Raw genomic sequence first — 15,850 nt, 5'->3', positions numbered from 1 at the left:
GGTGAACCCCGACACGCCGCGTAACAAGCGTCCGATGACACGCCGCACCTTCGTCACAAGGGTCCGATGAACCCCGACACGCCGCGTAACAAGCGTCCGATGAACGGGATGCAGACACGCCGTACGGCGGCTGGGGGCGGTCGTACGGCGTGGGCGGGGCGGGTTAGACCGAGCGGGTTACTACTAGGTCGCAGAGGGATTCCAGGGCGGTTCTACCTGGGGATTCGGGCAGGTTGGCCAGGAGTTTGCGGGCGTCGTCGGCGCGGCGGCGGACGTCGTTCTCGGCCTGTTCCAGCGACGGGTGGGCCCGGAGCAGGGCGAGGGTCTCGGCCAGCCGGGTGTCGTCGTTGAGGTCGGAGTCGAGCAGTTCGAGCAGGCGCGCGTCCGTGGCCACCGAGGGGTCCGCCGAGGCTCGGAAGATCAGCACCGGCAGGGTCGGAACGCCTTCGCGGAGATCGGTACCCGGCGTCTTGCCGGATTCGACCGAGTCGGACATCACGTCGAGGATGTCGTCGGCCAACTGGAAGGCCTGGCCGATCTCCTCGCCGAACGCCCGCAGGGTTTCCTGGATCTCTTCGGAGGCGCCGGCGAAGCGGGCGCCGAACAGGGCCGAGGTGGCGATCAGCGAACCGGTCTTGTCGGCCACGACCGACAGGTAGTGCGCGAGCGGGTCATCGCCTTCGCGGACGCCGAGGGTTTCCCGGATCTGGCCTTCGACCAGGCGGCCGAAGGTGCGGGCCTGGATCCGGACGGCCTCGGGACCGAGCTCCGAGACCAGGTCGGAGGCGCGGGCGAACAACCAGTCACCGGTCAGGATGGCGACCGAGTTGTCCCAGCGGGCGTTCGCCGAGGAGGCGCCGCGGCGCAGGGCGGCCTCGTCCATCACGTCGTCGTGGTACAGCGTCGCGAGGTGGGTCAGCTCGACCACCACGGCCGACTCGACCACCTCGGGCGCGACCGGGTTCGGGCCGAACTCGGCCGCGAGCAGGACCAGCAGCGGGCGGAATCGCTTGCCGCCGGCAACCATCACGTGCTGGGCGGCCTCGGTGACGAACGGAGCCTCGGACCGGGCCGCGTCGCGCAGCGCCTGTTCGACGGTCTCCAACCCGGCACGGACCCGGGCCTCGAGCGCCTCATCGGCGACCGCGAAGCCCAGGCCCGGAGCCGGCAACGGCGTACTGGTCACCGGATGAACTCACCGGCCCGGGCGGCCAGGTCGAGCACCGGCCCCGGAACCAGACCGAGCAGTACGGTCGCCACCAGGCCGAGGCCGACGGCGAGACCGGTCTGCCAACCGGGCACGGCGACATCCGGCGCGTCGGCCGGCAGGTCGGAGAAGAACATCAGCACGATCACCCGGATGTAGAAGAACGCGGCAATGAGGCTGCAGAGTACCGCGATCACCACCAGCGGCCAGGCACCACCCGTCCACGCGGCGGTGAACACGGCCCACTTACCGGTGAAGCCGGACGTCAGCGGAATACCCGCGAAGGCCAGCAGGAAGAAGGCGAAGGTACCCGCCAGCAGCGGCGACTTCTTGCCCAGACCGGCCCAGCGCGACAGGTGCGTCGCCTCGCCACCCGCGTCGCGGACCAGCGTGACGACGGCGAAGGCGCCGATCGTGGCGAAACCGTAGGACACCAGATAGAACAGCACCGCCTGGGTCGAGGTGATACCGCGGGTGACACCCGAACCGGCCTGCGCCAGCCCGACGAACGCGGTCAGCAGGAAGCCCGCGTGCGCGATCGAGGAATAGGCCAGCATGCGCTTCACGTCGGTCTGGGTGATGGCGACGATCGAGCCGACCACCATGGTCAGGATCGCGACCACCCAGAACATCGGCGCCCAGTCCCAGCGGGTACCACCGAGGGCGACGTAGAAGACCCGCATCAGACCGATGATCGCGGCGATCTTCGTACAGGCGGCCATGAAACCGGTGACCGGCGTCGGGGCGCCCTGGTACACGTCCGGCGTCCACGAGTGGAACGGCACGGCGCCGACCTTGAACAGCAGGCCGACCGCGATCAGGCCGGTACCGGCGAGCAGGATCGCGTCGCCACCGGTCTTCGTCGCCAGCGCGTCGGCGATACCACCCAGCGACATCGTGCCGGCGTAACCGTAGAGCAGCGCGATGCCGTACAGCAGGAACGCGGAGGCGAAGGCGCCGAGCAGGAAGTACTTCATCGCGGCTTCCTGCGAGATGAGCCGGCGACGACGCGCCAGCCCACACAGCAGGTACAGCGGCAGCGAGAAGACCTCGAGCGCGACGAACAGCACCAGCAGGTCGTTCGAGGCGGCGAACAGCATCATGCCGCCGACCGCGAACAGCGTCAGCGGGAAGATCTCGGTGTGCTCGACCTTCGCCGCGGTGCCCTCCCGCTCGGCCTCGGAGCCCGGTACGGCGGCCGCCTGGCTCGCGAAGGCGGACAGGCCGCCGTCGATCGAGCGCTCGGCGAACAGCAGCAGGCTGATCAGCGTCAGCACCAGCAGGATCAGCCAGGTGAACACGGCCGGGCCGTCGACCGCGATGGCGCCCATCGCGCCGAGCAGCTTCGTCTCGTCGCTGATCAGGATGACCGTGTAGATCACCGCGGCGAGGATGCCCGCGATGCTCAGCACCAGCTGGACCAGGTGCCGCAGCGCCCGCGGCACGAAGGCCTCGACCAGTACGCCGGCAACTGCCACGCCGAAGACGACCAGCAGCGGCGCGAGCTCGCCGTACTCGATCTTCGGCGCGGTGAAGCCATCCGCCATCGGCGCCAGCGAGGTCAGCACTGCGCTCACTTCTGTCCCTCCGTCACGGGGATCTCAGGGGCCTTGTCGGACACGCCGACGTGCTCCATGGTCGCCTTCACGGCCGGCTCGATGATGTCGACGACCGGCTTCGGGTAGAAGCCGAAGCCGACGATCAGCAGCGCCAGCGGTGCGATCGCGAACACCTCACGGGCGTTCAGATCCTTGAGCTTCTCGATGCCGTCACGGACCGGTCCGGTCATCAGGCGTTGGTACATGATCAGGATGTAGAGCGCGGCCAGCACGATGCCGAACACCGCGATCACCGCGATCACCTTGTGGTTGCTGAACACGCCGGCCAGCACCATGAACTCGGAGATGAACGGCGACAGGCCGGGCAGCGCGAGGCTGGACAGACCCGCGAACAGGAACGTTCCGGCCAGCACCGGCGCAACCTTCTCCACCCCGCCGTAGTCGGCGATCCGGGCCGAACCACGCCGCGAGATCAGGTAGCCCGCGACCAGGAACAGCGCGGCGGTGGAAAGACCATGGTTGAACATGTACAGCGTCGAGCCGACCAGGCCCTGCGAGGTGAGCGCGAAGATGCCCATCACGATGAAGCCGAAGTGCGAGATCGAGGTGTACGCGATCAGGCGCTTGATGTCGGTCTGGCCGATCGCCAGCAGCGCGCCGTACAGCACCGAGATCAGCGCGAGTACCAGCACCACCGGGGTGGCCCACTCGGACGCGTTCGGGAACAGGCCGAGGCAGAACCGCAGCATGCCGAAGGTGCCGATCTTGTCCAGGATGCCGACCAGCAGTACCGACGTACCCGGCGTCGCCTCGGCGGCGGCGTCCGGCAGCCAGGTGTGGAACGGCACCATCGGCGCTTTCACCGCGAAGGCGAAGAAGAAGCCGAGGAACAGCCAGCGCTCGGTGTTCGTGCTCAGGTCCAGCTGGGACAGGTCACTGAGCAGGTACGACGGCTCGCCCGCGCGGGCGGACACGACGTACAGGCCGATCACCGACGCCAGCATCAGCAGACCGCCGAGCAGCGAGTAGAGCAGGAACTTCACCGCGGCGTACGAACGCTGCGCACCGCCGAAGCCACCGATCAGGAAGTACATCGGGATCAGCGTGGCCTCGAACAGCACATAGAAGAGGAACACGTCGGTGGCGGCGAACACGCCGATCGACAGTGCCTCGAGCGCGAGCACCCAGGCGAAGAACGACTTCTCGCTCCAGCGCCCGCCCTTCGCGTCGTTCCAGGAGGCGATCAGCACGATCGGGGTGAGCAGCGCGGTGAGCGCGATCAGCACCACGCCGATACCGTCCAGGCCGAGCGCGTAGTGCGCGCCGAAGGCCTCGATCCAGGTGTGGTCCTCGACGTACCGCGCGCCGCCGTCGGACTGGTAGCCGACGACGATGATCGCCGTCAGGACCAGCGTCACCACGGAGAACGCGAGCGCCAGCTGCTTGGCCAACGTGGCCTTCGCTTTCGGCACCAGTGCTGTGGCGACGGCTCCGACCAGTGGCAGGAGCAGTGTCAGGGTCAGCCAACCGATTTTCACGACAACCTCACCGCGAGGAGGGCGACGACCACGAATGCGGCGCCGAAGACCATGCTGAGTGCGTACGAACGGACGAAGCCGGTCTGGAACCGGCGCAGCCGGCCGGACAAGCCACCGAAGAGCGCGGCGACACCGTTAACGGAGCCGTCCACCCCACGGTTGTCGAACCAGACCAGGGTCCGGGTCAGATACTGGCCCGGGCGCATCAGAACCGTTTCGTTCAGGGCGTCACCGTAGAGGTCACGGCGCGCAAATGTCGTCAGTGGCGAGACCTTGACCGGCGCCTCGCGCGGAATTTCGCGGCGGTACCGGACCACGGCGATGGCGATGCCGACGGCAACCACCGACAGGGTGATCACGGTCATCACCAGCGCGCTCACCGGCGGGTGGTGCTCCTCGTGCCCGACCACCGGCTCGAGCCACTCGACGATCCAGTGACCGGCGAAGTAGAGCGCGCCACCACCGAGCGAGAGCGCCGCGAGTACGACGAGCGGGCCCGTCATCACCGCGGGCGACTCGTGCGGGTGCACGTCCTTGGCCCAGCGCTTCTCACCGAAGAACGTCATCAGCATCAGCCGGGTCATGTAGAACGCGGTGATACCCGCGCCCAGCAGGGCGGCCAGACCGACCACGAAGTTGTCCGCGAACGCGGCCTCGATGATCTTGTCCTTGCTGAAGAAGCCGGAGAACGGCGGAATGCCGAGGATGGCCAGGTAGCCGAAGGAGAACGTCACGAAGGTGACCTTCATGTACTTCGCCAGGCCGCCGTAGTGCCGCATGTTCACGTCGTCGTTCATGCCGTGCATGACGGAACCGGCGCCGAGGAACATGTTGGCCTTGAAGAAGCCGTGCGTGATCAGGTGGAAGATCGCGAAGGCGTAACCCGCCGGGCCGAGGCCCGCCGCGAGCATCATGTAGCCGATCTGGCTCATCGTCGAACCGGCCAGGGCCTTCTTGATGTCGTCCTTGGCGCAACCGATGATCGCACCGGCCAGCGCCGTGACCGCACCGACGATGACGACGGCGGTGGAGGCCGCCTCGGTCTGCTCGAAGATCGCGTGCGAGCGGGTCACCAGGTAGACGCCCGCGGTGACCATCGTCGCCGCGTGGATCAGGGCCGAGACCGGGGTCGGGCCCTCCATCGCGTCCAGCAGCCAGGACTGCAGCGGCACCTGCGCGGACTTACCGCAGGCCGCCAGCAGCAGCATCAGGCCGACCAGCGTGGCCCACTTGTCCGACAGCCCCTCGGCGCCCTCGTTCACGGTGGCGAAGGCCGAGGACCCGAACAGCGCCCACATGCTCATCACCGCGAGGGACAGGCCGATGTCACCGACCCGGTTCACCACGAACGCCTTCTTCGCGGCGGTGGCGGCCGAATGCTTGTGCTGCCAGAACCCGATCAGCAGGTACGACGCGAGACCCACGCCTTCCCAGCCGACAAAGACCAGCAGGTAGTCGGCGGCCAGGACCAGCAGCAGCATCGACGCCACGAACAGGTTCAGGTAGCCGAAGAACCGGCGGCGGCGCGGGTCGTGCGCCATGTAGCCGATCGAGTAGATGTGGATCAGGCTGCCCACACCGGTGATCAGCAGCACGAAGAGAATCGACAGCTGGTCCACCAGCAGCGACACGTCCACGTGGATGCTGCCGACCGAGAACCACTCGAACAGCTTGACCGTCTCGTGCCGCTCCTCGGCGTGCAGGCCCTGCATCTGGAAGAACAGCAGGACACCACAGACGAAGGAGGCCAGCGAGGCCGCCGTACCCAGCAGGTGACCCCACTTGTCGGTGGCCTTACCACCGAGCAGCAATACGCCCGCGGACACCAACGGGATCGCTATCAGCAGCGGTGCCAGTGTCACGGTCAGCTCATGACTCATCGGTTAGTACCTCAGTACTTCAGCAGGTTGGCGTCGTCGACCGAAGCCGAACGACGGGTGCGGAAGATGGCCATGATGATGGCCAGCCCGATCACGACCTCGGCGGCGGCCACCACCATCACGAAGAAGGCGGCGATCTGGCCGTCGAGGTTGCCGTGCTGGCGGGCGAAGCTGACGAAGGCCAGGTTCGTCGCGTTCAGCATCAGCTCGACGCACATGAAGACCACGATCGCGTTCCGGCGGATCAGCACGCCGAGGGCGCCGATGCTGAACAGCAGCGCGCTCAGAATGATGTACGGCTCGGCGCTCACTGCTTGTCCCCTTCGATGAAGCCGGTCTGGTCGGTCCCGGTCAGATCGGGCGAGACCGAGTCACCTGGATCACCGGCGATCTCGCGCACGGCCTCGATGTCCGCGCGCTCCTCGCTTTCGGGCAACACCGTGCCACGCGACTGCAGCACCCGCGAAACCGAGGTCGGCGCGATCGAGCCGTCCGGCAGCAGCGCCGGGGTGTCGACCGCGTTGTGCCGGGCCAGTACACCGGGCGTCGGCAGCGGACCCGGGTGCACACCCTCTTCGGCGTACTTGCGGATCCGGTCGGCGGCCAGCTCGCGCTGGGTCTTCCGCTGGCTGAGGCGTTCCCGGTGCGCGAGCATCATCGCACCGAGCGCGGCGGTGATCAGCAGCGCCGAGGTGGCCTCGAAGATGAAGACGTACTTACCGAACAGCAGCTGGGCCAGCCCGCTCACGTTGCCGTTCGGCTGGGCCGCCTCAAGGCCGATCGGGTCGCCGTACACCGCGCTGCCGGTGGCGAAGACCAGCAGTACGCCGAAGCCGAGGAAGGCCAGTCCGGCCAGCAGGCGCTGTCCGCGGATGGTCTCCACCAGGGAGTCCGCGGCGTCGACACCGACCAGCATCAGTACGAACAGGAACAGCATCATGATCGCGCCGGTGTACACGATGATCTGCACCGCGAACAGGAACGGCGCGTCGAGGGCCGCGTACTGCACGGCCAGGCAGATCATCACCGTGGCCAGCAAGATCGCGGAGTGCACCGCCTTGCGGACCAGGATCATGCCGATGGCGGCGAGCACCATGATCGGCGCGAGCATCCAGAAGGCGACATCGGCGCCGGTGACCAGGCCGATCACTTGTCGCCACCCCCGTCGACCGCGGTCAGCGGAATGATGTTGCCGCGGTAGTAGTCCTTGTCGGTGGTGCCGGGCTGCATCGCGTGCGGCGGCTCCTCCATACCGGGCAGCAGCGGCGCGAGCAGGTCCTTCTTCTCGTAGATGAGGGACTCACGGCTGCGATCGGCCAACTCGTACTCGTTGGTCATCGTCAGCGCGCGCGTCGGGCAGGCCTCGATGCACAACCCGCACAGAATGCAGCGCAGGTAGTTGATCTGGTACACCCGGCCGTACCGCTCGCCGGGCGAGAACTGCTCGCCCTCGCCGTTGTTCGCGCCCTCGACATAGATCGCGTCCGCGGGGCAGGCCCACGCGCACAGCTCACAGCCGATGCACTTCTCCAGGCCGTCCGGCCAGCGGTTCAGCTGGTGCCGGCCGTGGAACCGCGGCGCGGTCGGCTTCTTCTCGAACGGGTACTCCTCGGTGAACACACCCCGGAACATCGTCCGGAAGGTGACCCCGAATCCGGCTATGGGGTCCCAGAGGGACTCCTTCACGCTAGCCACGGTTGCCTTCCTTCGCAGTCTCGGCACCAGCAGTCGCAGTGTCAGGAATGAGTGGTGGTGGTACCGGGTAACCGCCGGCGAACGCGTCGAACTCCTCGTCCGCGGCCGCGGTGGTCGGCTCCGGCTCCTGCTTCTGCGGCAGGAACATCGTGATGATCGCGAAGCCCGCGATGATGCCGGCGGCGACCAGCAGGTAGGTCCGGTTGAACTCGACCTCGCGACCGACCGCACGCACGGTGGCGACCAGAACGATCCAGCCCAGCGAGATCGGGATCAGGACCTTCCAGCCCAGCTTCATGAACTGGTCGTAGCGCAGTCGCGGCAGCGTTCCGCGCAACCAGACGAAGAAGAACACGAAGGCGAGCAGCTTGCCGAAGAACCACAGCACCGGCCAGTAGCCCTCGTTGGCGCCGTCCCAGATCGAGATCGGCCAAGGGGCTCGCCAGCCGCCCAGGAACAGCGTGGTCGCGAGTGCCGACACCGTCGCCATGTTGATGTACTCGGCGAGGAAGAACATCGCGTACTTCATCGAGGAGTACTCGGTCAGGTAGCCGGCCACCAGCTCACCCTCGGCCTCGGGCAGGTCGAACGGCGCCCGGTTGGTCTCACCGACCATGGAGATGACGTAGATGACAAACGACGGGAACAGCAGTACGGCGTACCAGCCGGGAATCGGAATCTCCGCGCCGAGCAGGTTGATCGTCTGGCTGGAGGCCTGCGCGTCGACGATCTCCGAGGTGGACAGCGACCCGGCGAACAGGAACACCGCCACCAGCGCGAGGCCCATCGCGACCTCGTACGAGATCATCTGGGCGCTGGAGCGCAGACCACCGAGCAGCGAGTAGGTCGAGTTCGACGACCAGCCCGCGAGCACGATGCCGTAGATACCGATCGAGGCGATCGCCATCACGTACAGCACCGAGACGGGCAGATCGGTGATCTGCAGCCGGGTGTAGGTGTCGGTGAACGGGATCCGCACGGTCGGGCCGAACGGAATCACCGCGAACGTCATGAAGGCGGGGATCGAGACGATCACCGGCGCCGCGATGTAGACGAACTTGTCCACACCCTTCGGCGTCAGGTCCTCCTTGAACATCAGCTTCATACCGTCGGCAAGCGACTGCAGCAGACCGAACGGCCCGTGCACGTTCGGGCCGACGCGGTGCTGCATGCGGGCCACCACGCGACGCTCGAACCAGATGTTGAACAGCGTGAAGACGACCAGGAAGATGAAGACCAGCAGCACCTTCAGCCCGATGACCCACCACGGGTCCGAACCGAACCCCACCTGCGGGGTGTCGGCGAGCGGGATCAGACTCATGCGTTCCCTCCGGCGATGGTGACGATCGAGCCGTGGTCGGCGTGCAGGGCGCGCCGTACGTGTGAACCGGCCGAGTTCGCCGGCAACCAGACGACGTTGTCGGCCATCGCGGTGATGACCACCGGTAGCCGGATCGAACCGGCCGCGGTGCTGACCACCAGCTCGTCGCCGTCGGCCACGCCGACGCGGTGGGCCGTCGTCAGCGAGATCCGGGCGACCGGCTTGCGCGCGGTGGCGACCAGGTAGGGCTCGCCGTCGTTACCGCGGCTGTCGTCGATCAGCATTCGCCAGCTGGCCAGGCGGGTGGAGTCGAACGCACCCTGCCCCGGCGCCGCGTGGTACGTCGGCTCGGCGGCGCGGGCGCCGTCCCAGCGGCCGAGCTCGTCGAGCTCGCGCTTGGCCCCGGCCGGCGTGCTGAAGCCGAGCGGCGTGTCCAGCTCGTTGGCCAGGGCGGCCAGCGCGCGGACATCCGGCATCGCGGTCGGTACGTCGAGAACCACCGGGAACGGCCGCTCGCGACCCTCCCAGTTCACGAACGTGCCCGACTTCTCCGCCGGCGGTACGACCGGGAAGACCACGTCGGCGTGCTCGGTCACCTGCGAGGCGCGAACCTCGAAGCTGACCACGAACGGCGCGGCCTGCAACGCGGTCAGCGCGGCCTCGGGGTTCGGCAGGTCGTCGACCTCGACACCCGCGACGACCAGCGCGCCGAGCGAACCGGCCGATTCCAGGATGGCGTTGAGGTCGCGCCCGGCGGCGGACGGCAGACCGTCCACACCCCACGCGGCCTGCAGGTCCACCCGGGCGGCAGCGTCGGTCACCTGGCGCCCACCGGGCAGCAGGTTCGGCAGACAGCCGGCCTCGACCGCGCCCCGATCGCCGGCACGACGCGGGATCCAGGCGAGTTCGGCACCGGTGTCGAGCGCGAGCCGCAGGGCCGCTGACAGTGCGCCCGGCACGGTCGCGAGCCGTTCACCGACGATGATCACCGAACCGGCGCCAAGAGCCGCACGGGCCTCCGCGCCGACCGGGCCGGCCGCGTTCAGGTCACTCAGTACGGCGGCCTCGCTGCCCGGCGCGGTCTGAACCACCTGGCCGTTCAGCTTCTCGACACCACGCGATCCGAAGGCCGCGACCGTGAAGACCAACGTGTTGTTGCTGCGAACGCCCTTGCGCAAGCGCAGGAAGACCGACGGCGCTTCCTCCTCGGGCTCGAACCCGGCCAGCAGCACGCTGGGGGCCCGCTCCAGATCGGCGTACGTCGTACCGAGGCCGGTTCCGGCCACGACGGCGGCCAGGAACTCGGCCTCCTCCGTGGAGTGCGGGCGGGCCCGGAAGTCGATGTCGTTCGAACCGAGCGCGACCCGGGCGAACTTCGAGTACGCGTAGGCGTCCTCGAGGGTGAGCCGGCCACCGGTCAGCACCGCGGCGTTGCCGTTGGCGGCCTTCAGGCCGGTCGCGGCGATGGTGAGCGCCTCGGGCCAGGACGCGGGCCGCAGCTCGCCGTTGTCCCGGACCAGCGGGTGGGTCAGCCGGTCGCCGGTGTTCGCGTAGTTGAACGCGAACCGGTCCCGGTCGGAGATCCACTCCTCGTTCACCTCCGGGTCGTCACCGGCGAGGCGGCGCATGACCTTGCCCCGGCGGTGGTCGACGCGGATCGCGGCGCCACCGGAGTCGTGCTCGGCCACGCTCGGCACCGACACCAGGTCGAACGGCCGGGCGCGGAACCGGTAGGCGGCGCTGGTGAGCGCGCCGACCGGGCAGATCTGGATCGTGTTGCCGGAGAAGTAGCTCTCGAAGGGCTCCTTCTCGTAGATGCCGACCTGCTGCAGCGCGCCCCGCTCGATCAGCGCGATGAACGGGTCACCGGCGATCTGCTCGGAGAACCGGGTGCAGCGCGCACACAGCACGCAGCGCTCGCGGTCCAGCAGCACCTCGGCCGAGATGTTGATCGGCTTCGGGAAGGTCCGCTTGACCTCGGTGAACCGGCTCTCGCCGTAGCCGTTCGTCATCGCCTGGTTCTGCAGCGGGCACTCGCCACCCTTGTCGCAGACCGGGCAGTCCAGCGGGTGGTTGATCAGCAGGAACTCCATGTTCCCGTGCTGAGCCTTGTCGGCCACCGGCGAGGACACCTGGGTCCGGATGACCATGCCGTCGGCAACGGTCAGCGTGCAGGAGGCCTGCGGCTTCGGCATGCCGCGACCGTTGCCCGCGTCAACGACCTCGATGAGGCACTGACGGCAGGCGCCGACAGGGTCCAGCAGCGGGTGGTCGCAGAACCGCGGGATCTGGATCCCGATCTGCTCCGCGGCCCGGATCGCCAGGGTGTTCTTCGGGACCTTGACCTCGACGTCGTCGATGGTCACCGTCACCAGATCGGTGCGCTCGACGGCGCCGCCGGCCGGCGGGTTGGCTTGGATGGTCATGCGGTCGCTCCAGCAGTAGCGAACAAGGTGGAGGCCATCGGGTCGAACGGGCAGCCACCGTGCGTGAAGTGGGCGAGGTACTCGTCCTTGAAGTACTGGATCGAGCTGGAGATCGGGCTGGTCGCACCGTCACCGAGGGCGCAGAACGAACGGCCCAGGATGTTCTCGCAGAGGTCGAGCAGGGTCGCGAGGTCTTCCTCGGTGCCCTTGCCGGCCTCCATCCGCTCCAGGATCTGAACGAGCCACCAGGTGCCCTCGCGGCAGGGCGTGCACTTACCGCAGGACTCGTGCTTGTAGAACTCGGTCCAGCGCAGTACGGCGCGAACCACACAGGTGGTCTGGTCGAAGATCTGCAGCGCCTTCGTTCCCAGCATCGATCCGGCCGCGCCGACACCCTCGTAGTCCAGCGGCACGTCGAGGTGCTCGGCGGTGAGGATCGGCGTGGACGAACCACCCGGCGTCCAGAACTTCAGCTCGTGCCCGTTACGGACACCGCCGGCCAGGTCGAGCAGCTCCCGCAGCGTGATGCCGAGCGGAGCCTCGTACTGGCCCGGGCGAGTGACGTGCCCGGACAGCGAATACAGCGTCATGCCCTTGGACTTCTCGGTGCCCATCGAGGCGAACCAGTCCGGGCCGTTGGCGATGATGGCCGGCACCGACGCGATCGACTCGACGTTGTTGATCACCGTCGGGCAGCCGTACAGACCGGCGACCGCGGGGAACGGCGGGCGCAGCCGCGGTTGACCGCGACGGCCTTCGAGCGAGTCGAGCAGCGCCGTCTCCTCGCCGCAGATGTAGGCACCCGCACCGGCGTGCACCACCACGTCGAGGTCGTAACCGCTGCCCTGGATGTTGGTACCGATGTAACCGGCGGCCTTGGCCTCTTCGACGGCCTGCTGCAAGCGCCGTACGACGTGCAGGACCTCACCGCGGACGTAGATGAAGGCCACGCTCGCGCGGATCGCGTAGGACGAGATGATGACGCCCTCGACCAGCGTGTGCGGCGAGGCCAGCATCAGCGGGATGTCCTTGCAGGTACCCGGCTCGGACTCGTCCGCGTTGACCACGAGATAGTGCGGTTTCGGGTTGGCTGCGTCTTTAGCCGGAATGAAAGACCACTTCATCCCGGTCGGGAAGCCCGCGCCGCCACGGCCGCGCAGACCCGAGTCCTTGACCGCAGTGACCACGTCGGCCGGCTGCATCGACAGGGCCCGCTTCAGCGCGGTGTAACCACCGGAGCGCTCGTACGAACCGATCTGCCAGGCGCGAACCTGGTCCCAGTTGTTCGACAGCACCGGGGTGAGGGGAGCCACGTAGGACATCAGTCCTCCTTCCGCGTGTCGTCGGAGTGCACGGCCTGCGATTCACGGCCGGGCTGGTCCTCCGGGCGCGGGCCGGGCGCGGACTGCACCGGCGCCGTACCGCTGGCCTGGCCGCTCGGGGCGGTCCAGTTGCGCTCGCGGGCCAGCCGCAGACCGGCCAGCGTCGCCTTGCCACCGGTCGGGCCCTCGTCGGCCCGGCCGTCGGGGAAACCGGCCAGCACGCGCTCGGCTTCCTTCCAGGTGCAGATGGTGGCACCGCGCGGCGACTTCACCTCGGTACCGGCGCGCAGGTCGTCCACCAGCTGAGTGGCCGACTCCGGCGTCATGTCGTCGAAGAACTCCCAGTTCACCATCATCACCGGCGCGTAGTCGCACGCGGCGTTGCACTCGAGATGCTCGAGGGTGATCTTGCCGTCCTCGGTGGTCTCGTCGTTGCCGACCATCAGATGCTGGGTCAGGCGCTCGAAGATCAGGTCGCCGCCCATGATCGCGCACAGCGTGTTGGTGCAGACGCCGACGTGGTAGTCGCCCACCGGACGGCGCTTGTACATGGTGTAGAAGGTCGCCACCGCCGACACCTCGGCGCCGGTCAGACCGAGCACCTCGGCGCAGGCCTCGATGCCCTCGGGCGTGACCCGGCCCTCGACCGACTGCACCAGGTGCAGCATCGGCAGCAGGGCGGACCGGCCGACCGGGTAACGCGCCGCCAGCTCGCGCATCTCGGCGATCGTGGACTCACCGATCTTCGAGTCACCGGTGCTGTACGGCACGGTCTTGTTGGTCGATGTGCTCTCAGCCATCAGCGGTCCACTCCACCCATCACCGGGTCAAGGCTGGCGACGGCGACGATCACGTCGGCGACCTGTGCGCCCTCGCACATGATCGGCATCGCCTGCAGGTTGCAGAAGGACGGGTCGCGGAAATGCGCCCGGTACGGCTTGGTGCCACCGTCGGACACCACGTGCGCGCCGAGCTCACCGCGCGGGGACTCGACCGGCACGTAGGCCTGACCGGCCGGGACCCGGAAGCCCTCGGTGACCAGCTTGAAGTGATGGATCAGCGCTTCCATCGACTCGCCCATGATGTGCTTGATGTGGTCGAGCGAGTTACCCATGCCGTCGTTGCCGACGGCCAGCTGACTCGGCCAGCCGATCTTCTTGTCGGCCACCATCACCGGCTCGCCGTCCAGCTTGGCCAGCCGATCGGCGCACTGCTCGACGATCTTCAGGCTCTCGTCCATCTCCGCCAGGCGGATCCGGAACCGGCCGTACGCGTCGGCGGTGTCCCAGGTCGGTACGTCGAAGTCGTACGTCTCGTAACCGCAGTACGGCTGGGCCTTGCGCAGGTCGTAGCCGTAACCGGTGGAGCGCAGCACCGGACCGGAGATACCGAGCGCCATGCACCCGGTCAGGTCGAGGTGGCCGACGCCCTCCATCCGGGCCTTGAAGATCGGGTTCGCGTTGCACAGCTCGGCGTACTCGGGCAGGTGCTTGCGCATCCACTTGATGTAGTCGCGGATCTTGTCCAGGGCGCCCGGGGGCAGGTCCTGGGCCACGCCGCCGGGCCGGATGAACGCGTGGTTCATCCGCAGGCCGGTGATCAGCTCGAACAGGTCGAGCGTCATCTCGCGCTCGCGGAAGCCGATCGTCATCACGGTCAGCGCGCCGATCTCCATACCGCCGGTGGCGATACAGACCAGGTGGCTGGAGATCCGGTTCAGCTCCATCAGGAGGACCCGCATCACGCTGGCCTTCTCCGGGATCTGGTCCTCGATACCGAGCAGCCGCTCGACGCCCAGGCTGTAGGTCGCCTCGTTGTAGAACGGCGACAGGTAGTCCATCCGGGTGCAGAAGGTGACGCCCTGCACCCAGGAGCGGTACTCCATGTTCTTCTCGATACCGGTGTGCAGGTAGCCGATGCCGCAGCGGGCCTCGGTGACCGTTTCACCCTCGATCTCGAGAATGAGCCGCAGTACGCCGTGCGTGGACGGGTGCTGCGGGCCCATGTTGACGACGATGCGCTCTTCGGTCTCGTCGCCGATACCCGCGACGACCGAGTCCCAGTCCTGACCGGTGACGGTGAAGACCTTGCCCTCGGTGGTGTTCCGGGCGGTCGACGGCGCCGCGTAGGGGTCCTGTGTAGCAGTCATCAGTTGTACGACCTCCGCGTGTCGGGCGGCGGGATGACGGCGCCCTTGTACTCGACGTTGATGCCGCCGAGCGGGTAGTCCTTGCGCTGCGGGTGACCCGGCCAGTCGTCCGGCATCTGGATCCGGGTCAGCGCGGGGTGACCGTCGAAAATGATGCCGAAGAAGTCGAACGTCTCACGTTCGTGCCAGTCGTTGGCGGGGTAGACACTCACCACGGACGGAATGTGCGGGTCGGCGTCCGGGCAGGACACCTCCAGCCGGATCCGCCGGTTGTGCGTGATGGAGAGCAGGTGATAGACGGCGTGCAGCTCGCGACCGGTCTCGTTCGGGTAGTGCACGCCGCTGACGCCCGAGCAGAACTCGAACCGCAGGCCGGCGTCGTCCCGGATGTGCTGCGCGACCTCCACCAGGCGCTCACGCCGCACGTGCACGGTCAGCTCGCCGCGATCCACCACGACCTTCTCGATCGCGTCGTCGCCGACCAGGTTCTCCAGCCGCTCGGCCACCTCGTCGAACCAGCCGCCGTACGGCTTGGCCGATCCGCCGGGCAGCGCGACCTGGCGGCGCAGGCCACCGAAACCGGAGGTGTCACCGGTGCCGCGGGCGCCGAACATGCCCTGGCGCTGGTCGATGACCTCCGGCGCGCCCGGGGTCTGCGCGTCACTGGCGGCGGAAGTCGCCGGCAGGTTCTCGGGTTGGGTAGTACTCATCGACGTCCTCGCTTCGCTGCGGGCGCCGACGAGGCACAAGTCG

13 protein-coding genes are annotated in these 15,850 nt (G+C 67.9%); all 13 read right to left on the bottom strand.

Annotated features, from left to right (window positions below):
* Positions 1-163: 163 nt before the first annotated feature.
* Genes ACFFGN_RS31365 through ACFFGN_RS31305 form a run of 13 tightly spaced genes read right to left on the bottom strand, consistent with a single transcriptional unit; the run spans position 164 to position 15,807 of the window.
* A complete protein-coding gene (locus ACFFGN_RS31365) occupies positions 164-1,186 on the bottom strand; it encodes a polyprenyl synthetase family protein (protein ID WP_380055215.1) in 1,023 nt (340 codons plus the stop codon).
* On the bottom strand, positions 1,183-2,754 hold the full coding sequence (gene nuoN / locus ACFFGN_RS31360) for an NADH-quinone oxidoreductase subunit NuoN (RefSeq protein WP_380056115.1): 1,572 nt from the start codon (positions 2,752-2,754) through the stop codon (positions 1,183-1,185). Before nuoN ends, ACFFGN_RS31365 begins: the two co-directional genes overlap by 4 nt.
* Positions 2,755-2,780: 26 nt before the next feature.
* Positions 2,781-4,304: an NADH-quinone oxidoreductase subunit M gene (locus tag ACFFGN_RS31355; RefSeq protein ID WP_380055212.1), complete on the bottom strand. Its 1,524-nt coding sequence runs from the start codon at positions 4,302-4,304 to the stop codon at positions 2,781-2,783.
* Entirely contained in the window at positions 4,301-6,184 is a 1,884-nt protein-coding gene (gene nuoL / locus ACFFGN_RS31350; RefSeq protein WP_380055209.1) for an NADH-quinone oxidoreductase subunit L, read from the bottom strand. The genes ACFFGN_RS31355 and nuoL overlap by 4 nt, the downstream gene beginning before the upstream one ends.
* Before the next feature lie 11 nt (positions 6,185-6,195).
* Complete coding sequence (gene nuoK, locus ACFFGN_RS31345; RefSeq protein WP_380055206.1) at positions 6,196-6,495, bottom strand: NADH-quinone oxidoreductase subunit NuoK; 300 nt, start codon at positions 6,493-6,495, stop codon at positions 6,196-6,198.
* A complete protein-coding gene (locus tag ACFFGN_RS31340) occupies positions 6,492-7,334 on the bottom strand; it encodes an NADH-quinone oxidoreductase subunit J (RefSeq protein WP_380055203.1) in 843 nt (280 codons plus the stop codon). The genes nuoK and ACFFGN_RS31340 overlap by 4 nt, the downstream gene beginning before the upstream one ends.
* Positions 7,331-7,879: an NADH-quinone oxidoreductase subunit NuoI gene (nuoI, locus tag ACFFGN_RS31335; RefSeq protein ID WP_380055201.1), complete on the bottom strand. Its 549-nt coding sequence runs from the start codon at positions 7,877-7,879 to the stop codon at positions 7,331-7,333. The genes ACFFGN_RS31340 and nuoI overlap by 4 nt, the downstream gene beginning before the upstream one ends.
* Complete coding sequence (nuoH, locus tag ACFFGN_RS31330; RefSeq protein WP_380055199.1) at positions 7,872-9,200, bottom strand: NADH-quinone oxidoreductase subunit NuoH; 1,329 nt, start codon at positions 9,198-9,200, stop codon at positions 7,872-7,874. The genes nuoI and nuoH overlap by 8 nt, the downstream gene beginning before the upstream one ends.
* Complete coding sequence (locus tag ACFFGN_RS31325) at positions 9,197-11,626, bottom strand: NADH-quinone oxidoreductase subunit G (protein ID WP_380055197.1); 2,430 nt, start codon at positions 11,624-11,626, stop codon at positions 9,197-9,199. Before ACFFGN_RS31325 ends, nuoH begins: the two co-directional genes overlap by 4 nt.
* Positions 11,623-12,948, bottom strand: coding sequence for an NADH-quinone oxidoreductase subunit NuoF (nuoF, locus tag ACFFGN_RS31320; RefSeq protein WP_380055194.1), 1,326 nt, complete (start codon positions 12,946-12,948; stop codon positions 11,623-11,625). The genes ACFFGN_RS31325 and nuoF overlap by 4 nt, the downstream gene beginning before the upstream one ends.
* Positions 12,948-13,748 carry an NADH-quinone oxidoreductase subunit NuoE gene (gene nuoE / locus ACFFGN_RS31315; RefSeq protein WP_380055191.1) on the bottom strand — a complete coding sequence of 267 codons (801 nt, stop codon included), beginning with the start codon at positions 13,746-13,748 and terminating at the stop codon, positions 12,948-12,950. Before nuoE ends, nuoF begins: the two co-directional genes overlap by 1 nt.
* Complete coding sequence (locus tag ACFFGN_RS31310; RefSeq protein ID WP_380055189.1) at positions 13,748-15,097, bottom strand: NADH-quinone oxidoreductase subunit D; 1,350 nt, start codon at positions 15,095-15,097, stop codon at positions 13,748-13,750. Before ACFFGN_RS31310 ends, nuoE begins: the two co-directional genes overlap by 1 nt.
* Complete coding sequence (locus ACFFGN_RS31305; protein ID WP_380055186.1) at positions 15,097-15,807, bottom strand: NADH-quinone oxidoreductase subunit C; 711 nt, start codon at positions 15,805-15,807, stop codon at positions 15,097-15,099. Before ACFFGN_RS31305 ends, ACFFGN_RS31310 begins: the two co-directional genes overlap by 1 nt.
* Between the last annotated feature and the right edge of the window lie 43 nt (positions 15,808-15,850).

It is taken from the genome of Kribbella deserti, from assembly GCF_042434725.1.
Classification (GTDB): Bacteria; Actinomycetota; Actinomycetes; order Propionibacteriales; family Kribbellaceae; genus Kribbella; species Kribbella deserti.
This window is presented reverse-complemented; position numbering and strand designations above follow the sequence as displayed.

Bases quoted from the DNA above. Each gene is read 5' to 3' on its own strand.
- ACFFGN_RS31305 (WP_380055186.1), bottom strand. From the start codon at position 15,807: ATGAGTACTACCCAACCCGAGAACCTGCCGGCGACTTCCGCCGCCAGT.
- nuoE (WP_380055191.1), bottom strand. From the start codon at position 13,748: ATGGCTGAGAGCACATCGACCAACAAGACCGTGCCGTACAGCACCGGT.
- ACFFGN_RS31325 (WP_380055197.1), bottom strand. From the start codon at position 11,626: ATGACCATCCAAGCCAACCCGCCGGCCGGCGGCGCCGTCGAGCGCACC.
- nuoH (WP_380055199.1), bottom strand. From the start codon at position 9,200: ATGAGTCTGATCCCGCTCGCCGACACCCCGCAGGTGGGGTTCGGTTCG.
- nuoN (WP_380056115.1), bottom strand. From the start codon at position 2,754: ATGGCGGATGGCTTCACCGCGCCGAAGATCGAGTACGGCGAGCTCGCG.
- nuoF (WP_380055194.1), bottom strand. From the start codon at position 12,948: ATGTCCTACGTGGCTCCCCTCACCCCGGTGCTGTCGAACAACTGGGAC.
- nuoL (WP_380055209.1), bottom strand. From the start codon at position 6,184: ATGAGTCATGAGCTGACCGTGACACTGGCACCGCTGCTGATAGCGATC.
- ACFFGN_RS31310 (WP_380055189.1), bottom strand. From the start codon at position 15,097: ATGACTGCTACACAGGACCCCTACGCGGCGCCGTCGACCGCCCGGAAC.